The sequence below is a fragment of the Marinobacter sp. genome, assembly GCF_033722735.1.
Classification (GTDB): domain Bacteria; phylum Pseudomonadota; class Gammaproteobacteria; order Pseudomonadales; family Oleiphilaceae; genus Marinobacter.
This window is the reverse complement of sequence record NZ_JAWVYN010000027.1, coordinates 37,854-45,818: the sequence shown is the minus strand read 5'-3', so window position 1 is coordinate 45,818 and position 7,965 is coordinate 37,854. Positions and strand designations below refer to the sequence as shown.

Sequence of the window (7,965 nt, the reverse complement as noted above, 5' to 3'; positions counted from 1 at the left end):
CTGGTTCTGGTTCTGGTTCTGGTTCTGGTTCTGGTTCTGGTTCTGGTTCTGGTTCTGGTTCTGGTTCTGGTTCTGGTTCTGGTTCTGGTTCTGGTTCTGGTTCTGGTTCTGGTTCTGGTTCTGGAACGAGCGTGGGCGTTGGGGCGCCATCACTCAAGGGGACGACCGGGGAAGGGGGATTGCCGCCCGGAGCCTGGGATTCAGCCGCCAATGACAATTCCGGCTGACCCGGCCCGATGGTCACGCTCTTGCGCTCCGGCACCGCCGGTTGCGACTCATGCCCGGCCTGCTCAACGGCGTCGTCATACTGCTGGGACACCATCCACCAGGAGCCCCCCAACAGGACCACAGCCAGGGCGGGCCAACGCCAGGCACTGTGCCAGCCGGAACCAATACGCGCCCCTGCCCCCTGGGCCATGCCCAGCCATACCGCCGGCGCCACCCGTTGCAACCGGCCAAAACTGCCCTGGCTCAGCTCCGACAGGCGCTTGACCATCAGCGGACTGAGGAGCTCGGCGCTCTTGCCCCCCGCTCTCAGGACCCGGGGTTCCAGGTACGCCCTGATGTCCTCCGGAGCCAGCGGGGGGAGGTGAATCCGGTGCACCCCCGCCAGCTCACCGTCGGCAGCCCCCCCCAACTGCTCGGGCAGCTGCTCGGTCCCGCTGAACACCGGTACGGCCGCAGCGGAGGAGTCCGCTGCCAGGAATGCCGCCAACAGCAGCCTCATCAATTCCGGCGGCGCCTGATCCGCATCATCCACTAATAGCACCAACCGCCGCCCCTTGCGGGTGGCGGTTTCACTCCACCGGAAAAAGCCGTATATCGCTTCCCGGGCTGCGCCCTCAGGTTTCAGCCCCTGGTGAGCGATCCCCAGCAGGGTTCTGGCCAAGGCCTGCGCGCTGGTCAGACTGGACGCGTCCACGAAGTGAAAGTCAAGCCTGGCCGACTCGCTACGGACCAGCTCCGCCAACAGCCGGGTCTTACCGGCGCCACGAGCCCCGGTCAGCAGCAGCGCCATATCGCCGAAGCCGGTGAGATGGCGCAGGGATTCCAGGGCATGGTGGCGCTGGGCATCCGGATAGAAAGGCGCATCCATCGCCGTGGGATCTTCCCGAAGACCAAATCGCTCCTGTAGCCTGGGAAACAGACCGCCGCCCTCCAGGCTATTCAATCCCTGCTCCTCAGAACCCATATCCCGACGTTACTCCCTGATCAACAACCCATGCCCTGGCAAAACCTGGAGAGCGTTTCCTGCAGCCGATCCGGGTTGGCATCGGCCACAATCACGGCATCTCCCAAGGCGTTCAGAAGCACCAGCCGCAGCGCTCCGTCGATGTTTTTCTTGTCGACCGCCATGAGGCGACGAAAATCGTCCGGCTGCATTCCCGCCGGAACCGACGTCGGCAACCCGGCCTGACCTACAATCCGGTCGACCCGCGCCTGGTCCGCCTCGGAAATCATCCCCAGTCGCCGCGACAGGTCGGCGGCCATCACCATGCCGCTGCCAACCGCCTCTCCGTGCAACCACTCGCCATAACCCGCAAAGGTCTCGATGGCATGCCCGAAGGTGTGCCCCAGATTCAGGACGGCCCGCAGACCACCCTCACGCTCGTCCTGGGCGACCACCTCCGCCTTACAGGCACAGGATCGGTAAATCGCTTCGATCAGCGCACCCGGCTCCAACGACGACAACCGGGCCATGCTTTCCTCGAGCCATGCCAGGAACGCCGCGTCACGGATCAGCCCATACTTGATCACCTCAGCCAGGCCGGCGGCAACTTCCCGCTCCGGCAGGGTCTGCAGGGTATCGGCGTCAATCAGAACCGCTTCCGGCTGATGGAAGGCACCGATCATGTTCTTGCCCAGAGGATGATTGATGCCGGTCTTGCCGCCCACCGATGAATCCACCTGAGACAACAGGGTTGTCGGGATCTGGATGAACGGTACGCCACGCTGGTAACAGGCTGCGGCGAACCCCGTCATATCGCCAACCACACCGCCACCCAAGGCCACCAGCGTGGTTTTACGGGTGTGGCGACGCTCCAGCAGAGCGTCGAAAATCAGGTTCAGGGTTTGCCAGTCCTTGAACTTCTCCCCGTCCGGCAACACGACATGGTCTACGTTCTTGCCGGGGAAACAGCGTTCCGCAGCCGCCAGATACAGCGGCGCCACGGTTTCGTTGGTGACGATCATCACCTGCTGGCCAGCCGCGTAGGTGCTCAGGTCCTGTTTACCGAGCAGCCCCGCACCGATCAGAATGGGGTAACTGCGGTCGCCCAAGTCGACCTTCAGCTCGCGAGTGGCACTAGGCATGATTTCGACCTTCTTTCTTGACTCGCCGCTTGTGGCGCGGAGATCTGGGTTTCAAACGGTTTAACAACTGGCGCACGACCAGCCGCGGGCTCTTGCGATCGGTCTGCATCACTATGTCCGCCAGATCCCGGTAAAGCGGGTCCCGAACCCTGAACAGGTTGCGGAGCACGGCTTCGGGATCGTCATTCTGGAGCAGGGGACGGTTGCGATCCTTTCGGGTGCGCTCCACCTGCTGCTCAACCGAGGTACGGAGATACACAACGGTCGCGTCGCGGCGCAAATAATCGTGATTCTCGAGCTTCATCACGGCACCGCCGCCGGTCGCCAGCACGGTTTGCTGGACCTCGGACATCTCCGCGAGCATGGCTGATTCACGCTGCCGGAAGCCATCCTCGCCTTCGACATCGAATATCCAGGGAATATTCGCGCCGCACCGCTCCTCAATCAAGCGGTCGGAGTCGATGAACTGATAGCCCAGTTCTTTGGCCAGCAAACGCCCAATGGTGCTTTTTCCCGCCCCCATTGGCCCGACTAGAACAACACGTTTTGGCAAAGACATGACAATAACTCTTACCTCGTTCGGCGGGTGAGAATAGCACAGGGCTCCCCAAACCATAAGCTGGCACCGAACGGCGGGCAAAAAAAAGCCGCCGGATGAACGGCGGCCTTAAACGACTAGCTCAGGATTATCGAATCATATCCTGCTGAATAATCTTGGGGGTGATAAAGATCAACAATTCACTCCGCTCATCCGTTTGAACAGTGCGCTTGAACAGCCGCCCTAAGTACGGAATATCGCCAAGGAAAGGTGTCTTCGTGGTAGTAGTGGCAGATTCAGATTCGAATATCCCACCCAAAACCACCGTTTCACCATTGGCTACAAGAACCTGAGTTGTTACTTCATTAGTGTTTATCGAAGGAATTCCCGCAGTCACCTCTCCTCGCGAATCCTGGTTAACAGTGAGGTCCATGATAACTTTGTTATCGGGAGTGATCTGCGGAGTCACCTCCAACGCCAGAGCAGCTTCCTTGAATGACACAGACGTTGCACCACTAGATGACGCTTCTTGGTACGGAATTTCTTCACCCGACTTGATCTTGGCTGTTTGCCTATCCGCAGTTACAACTCGAGGCTGCGAAACAATCTCCGCCTTGCCGTCCGCAGCAAGTGCCGAAAGCTCCAAGTCAACCAGAAAATCGTCGCTACCAAACCCGATAGCAAATGAAGAGGCCCCATCTCCAGTTACCCCCAAGTCGACGCCGAGCGCATCCGGGAACGTAATCGAGCCCCCTCCGCCGGCCGCAGCGTCACGCGCCTCTTCAACGGTATTTAATGACCCACCGACTGAGATCACATTATCTCCACTGACATCATACGCAGCGCCACCCCAGCGTATACCAAGACTTTCGGCAACATTGGTTTCCGCCCGAACGATCCTCGCCTCAATAGAGACCTGGCGAACCGGAATATCCCAGGTATCCACCAACTTTCGAATCTGCTCCAGTTTTTCCGTTGACTCCCTAACACTGATGGTGTTGGTACGTACATCTGACGAAATAAAACCTCGAGAGGAAACCAGCTCCTCATCCTCTCGAATTAAGGCAACGATATCCGCAGCCTTGGCATAGTTCACCTGAATGATATCGAGGCGTACCGGTGCCAGCTCGGCAATCTGCTTGTTGGTTTCCAGTTCCAGCTTCTCCCGGGCCGCAATTTCATCGGCCGGGGCAACCAGCAGGACGTTACCCACCTGACGCTTATCGAGTCCCTTGGTTTTGAGGATCAGGTCCAACGCCTGATCCCAGGGCACATTCTGCAACCGAAGCGTAATGCTGCCGCTCACTGTGTCACTGGCCACCAGGTTCAAGCCAGTGAAATCCGCAATCAGCTGCAATACGGAACGGACTTCAATATCCTGGAAATTGAGCGAGAGCTTTTCACCGGTGTAGGGGAACTTCTCCTCTCGCAGGCTTTCCGCCTCTTCAGGGGTCAATTGCTCGACGCTGACCGTAAACTGACGGCCCGACTGGTAGGCAATGTAGTCGTAGTCACCTTCCGGGCGAATTTCCACCACCGCGGAATCACCTTCCATGTAGGTGTCAATGCGGGTAACCGGTGTCGCGAAGTCGCGAACATCGAGACGCCGGCGCAGTTCAGCCGGCACCTCAGTGCCGTCCATCACCAGACGAATCTTGCCGGCCTGTTCCGACAGGTCCACGGACCGGTTGGCCGCCCCCAGATCCACAATCACCCGGCCCTCGCCATCCTCGCCTCGACGGAAATCCACGCCGGCCAGTCCTCCTGTGGAAGCCATGCCCTGCGTCGATGCCGCGGCCTGTCTCGGTGCAGACGGCGCAGCTGCGCCTTCTTCTCCGATCACCAGGACCAGCGTGTCTGCGGTCCGGCTAGTCCGGTAGGGCTGCAGTTCCACCAGATTGAAAATCAGGCGGGTGCGATCCTGGGTCTCCACAACGGTCATGCTCTGGGCATTCCCGGTGCCCAGCGAAATCGACCTGGAATCAAGACCGCTTTGGGTATCCCGCAGGTCCACAGCAATCCGCGCTGGACGCTCAATGGTGTAGCCGGAGGGCTCCGGCGGCTGACCGTCGAACTTGAGCGTTACCTCTGTACGGTCACCCGGCAGGGAGGAAAAGGACACATCCTCAAGGGTAACGGCGCTGGCCAGACCGGAAAGTAGCCCCAACGCCACCGCGCCGACGAATATGTTTAATTTTCTGAACATCGCGAGCCTCGACCCCAAGCAATTTTGTTCGTGCATTTTATGCTGACTAATCATCGTACCGCTCCTTAGCCCTCATCCTGATTCAGTGTCAGGGATCGGGGACGCTCAACCCAGCCTCCCCGGCCATTGGGAACGATCTCTATCAATTCAACTCGATCTTCACTGACGCCAATAATACGACCGTAGTTCGTACCTATGTAATTGCCCGCGCGAACCCGGTGGATGCCCCCTTCACTGTCCGCAATCAGCGCATACAGGGAGCTACCGGCCCCGCTCAAGGTACCGACCATGGTCAACTCATTGAGGCCGAAGTTCTCAAGAACCTCTTTGGGCCGGTCCAGATCCGGCTCAATATTGGTTTCCGGCGCCTGGTCCACCATAGTGAGCTGAACGTCAATGGGCGGCTCGAAGGGCGCCCGCCGATCTGCCGCGGAATAGCTGAAGGCCTCATAGGCCTTGAATTCAGGCAGGGGCTCCACGTGCCCCCGCGGCTTGGCCCGGGTTTCTGCCATGAACGTATCCAAATCCGAAAAGCCGTTACCCTGGGAGCAGGCCGTTAACAATGACGCCAGACATACGCCCAGCCAGGCTCTTACCGCATGATTTCCTGCCATGCTTACTCTCCAGCCCGGTAGCGATAGGTACGAGCAGTCACCTGCATGTCGAGCTGCTCGCCGTTACCGCCGATTGGTTTAATGGTTAAATCATGCAACGTTACGATCCGGGGCAAGCCAGCCACGCTGCTGACGAAAGACGCCAGCTCATGATAGGACCCCGACACCTGGATATTGATGGGGAGCTCGGCGTAAAAATCGCGACGCTGCTCTGGCTGAAGCTTGACGGCCTTCAGGTCCAGCCCACTACCCAAGGCGGTATTGGTGATGTCTTCCAACAATCCGGGCACTTCGGTTTCGCTGGGCAGTTGCTGCACCAACGCGGCAAAGGTTTCCTCCATTTCCGCCATCTGGTTCTTGAAGACCTCCAGGTTCGCCACCCGGTAGGCCTTACTCTCATACTGCTGCTTCAGTTCCTGCTCTTTCTGGGCAACCCGGTCCAACTGGCCATAGAGATCCTTGACGAAGAACCAATAACCGCCACCGAGGATCAGGCCAAACACAAGGAGAACAACGATGAACTTGACCGGTGCGGGCCAGATCCCAGCGCTGCTGATGTCCAGATCATTAATGTCAAACTCATTCAGGCTTTTCAGAGAGTCCGCAAGGCTCATTCACTACCCTCCCCTTCGGGCTCTGGTGTTTTCTGTTGCACCGACAGATTGAACTGGCTGTAGCCTGCGCGAGCGCGATCTGCAGCCGCAACGTTGGTCAGGTTCGGGTTGGCAAACCAATCCGAACTGTCAAATTGCCGCATCAGGCCGGAAATCCGGCTGTTGGACTCGGCCATGCCGACCAGCTCCAGACGATCGCCCTTACGAACGAGGCTGGTGTAATACAGGCCTTCCGGCAGGGTTCTGACCAGCTCATCGAACACCCGCACGATGACCGGACGCTTGCCCTGCAGGTCCTGTATCACTCGCATCCGCGCCAGCAACTCATCCCGCTTGCGTTTCAGATCTTCGATTTCCTTGATCTGGGCATCCAGCTCCTTCATCGCGGTCTGGATATAGGCGTTACGGGACTCCTGATAGGCAATGCGGTTGTCCACATCGGTCTTCCAGAGGAAGGCAAGAGCGGCCGCCAGGATAGCCGCCCCAAGAATCATGACGACAAACTGCTGTTGCTTCTCGGCCCGAAGCTCTTCGCGCCAGGGTCTGAGGTTAATCTTTGCCATCAGTCAAAGCTCCTCATTGCCAAACCGCAGGCAATCATCAGTGACGGCGCATCGTTACCCAGAGCCGAGGCATTCACCCGCGAACCCACGGCCATGTCCGCAAATGGGTTGGCCACCAGGGTTGGCGTGTTTGCTTTCTCTTCAACCATCTCCGTCAGCCCCTGAATTGACGCTGTACCACCGGCAAGCACCACATAATCCACCGCATTGTACTGGCTTGCACCGAAGAAAAACTGCAAGGCACGGGCGACCTGCTGAACCACCGCTTCACGGAATGGGGTCAGCACCTCGGCCTCGTAGTCGTCGGGCAGACCGCCCTGTTTCTTGGCCAGACCGGCCTCTTCCAGGGACAACCCGTAGCGACGTTGAATCTCCTCCGTCAGCTGCTTGCCCCCGAAGATCTGCTCCCGCGTATACACGGTCTTGCCCTCGGCCAACACACTCAGGGTGGTCATGGTGGCACCGATATCCACAATGGCCACCACCAGGTCTTCGCCCTGGGATTCAAGCTGGGGTTCAATCAGTGTGAATGCCCTCTCCAGGGCGTAGGCTTCGACGTCGACAATCTTGGTGGTCAGCCCGGCAATCTCCAGGGCATCCTCGCGGATATCGACGTTTTCCTTGCGGCAGGCCGCCAGCAGCACGTCCACCTGATCGGGATTGCTTTCAGACGCTCCCTGCACTTCAAAGTCGATGGCCACTTCGTCCAGTGGGTAGGGAATGTACTGATCGGCTTCCAGAGCGATCTGGTCTTCCATTTCAAATTCGTTGAGGCCGCCGTTCATTTGGATCAACTTGGTGATGACCGCCGAACCGGACACGGCCACCGCCACCTGCTTGACACTGGTGCGCGACTTGGAGGCCACCCGTTTTAGCGCCTCACCCACGGCTTCAACATCGGTAATGTTTTTCTCGACCACGGCATTGGCCGGCAGTGGCTCGACCGCGTAACTTTCAACTTTGTAACGCTCGCCCTGTTTCGAGAGCTCTAACAGCTTGACTGAGCTGGAGCTGATGTCCACACCCAGAACCGCACTGGATTTATTTCCAAACAATCCGAACACGCGCTCACCCTATACCTGGTTACCTGCACCGGGTTATGTGTTTTTTTATTTAA

At 58.6% G+C, this 7,965-nt stretch carries 8 protein-coding genes; all 8 read right to left on the bottom strand.

The genetic code is table 11. The annotated features are described in order from the left end of the window. The coding region (locus R3175_RS16030; RefSeq protein WP_318945335.1) for an ATP-binding protein at window positions 1–1,171 on the bottom strand (1,171 nt) is incomplete at its 3' end. A 41-nt stretch (window positions 1,172–1,212) separates the two neighbouring features. Beyond that, on the bottom strand, window positions 1,213–2,313 hold the full coding sequence (gene aroB, locus R3175_RS16025; protein WP_318945334.1) for a 3-dehydroquinate synthase: 1,101 nt from the start codon (window positions 2,311–2,313) through the stop codon (window positions 1,213–1,215). Beyond that, window positions 2,306–2,872 carry a shikimate kinase AroK gene (aroK, locus tag R3175_RS16020; protein ID WP_318945333.1) on the bottom strand — a complete coding sequence of 189 codons (567 nt, stop codon included), beginning with the start codon at window positions 2,870–2,872 and terminating at the stop codon, window positions 2,306–2,308. The genes aroB and aroK overlap by 8 nt, the downstream gene beginning before the upstream one ends. A 127-nt stretch (window positions 2,873–2,999) precedes the next feature. Next, on the bottom strand, window positions 3,000–5,057 hold the full coding sequence (locus tag R3175_RS16015) for a type IV pilus secretin PilQ family protein (RefSeq protein WP_318945338.1): 2,058 nt from the start codon (window positions 5,055–5,057) through the stop codon (window positions 3,000–3,002). Window positions 5,058–5,122: 65 nt separating this feature from the next. After that, a complete protein-coding gene (locus R3175_RS16010) occupies window positions 5,123–5,671 on the bottom strand; it encodes a pilus assembly protein PilP (protein WP_318945332.1) in 549 nt (182 codons plus the stop codon). Between the two features lie 2 nt (window positions 5,672–5,673). Next, window positions 5,674–6,285, bottom strand: a complete 612-nt coding sequence (locus R3175_RS16005; RefSeq protein ID WP_318945331.1) for a type 4a pilus biogenesis protein PilO — start codon at window positions 6,283–6,285, stop codon at window positions 5,674–5,676. After that, window positions 6,282–6,848: a PilN domain-containing protein gene (locus R3175_RS16000; protein ID WP_318945330.1), complete on the bottom strand. Its 567-nt coding sequence runs from the start codon at window positions 6,846–6,848 to the stop codon at window positions 6,282–6,284. Before R3175_RS16000 ends, R3175_RS16005 begins: the two co-directional genes overlap by 4 nt. Next, the gene (locus R3175_RS15995) at window positions 6,848–7,912 is read right to left on the bottom strand and encodes a pilus assembly protein PilM (RefSeq protein WP_318945329.1); all 1,065 of its coding nucleotides are present in this window, start codon (window positions 7,910–7,912) and stop codon (window positions 6,848–6,850) included. Before R3175_RS15995 ends, R3175_RS16000 begins: the two co-directional genes overlap by 1 nt. Between the last annotated feature and the right edge of the window lie 53 nt (window positions 7,913–7,965).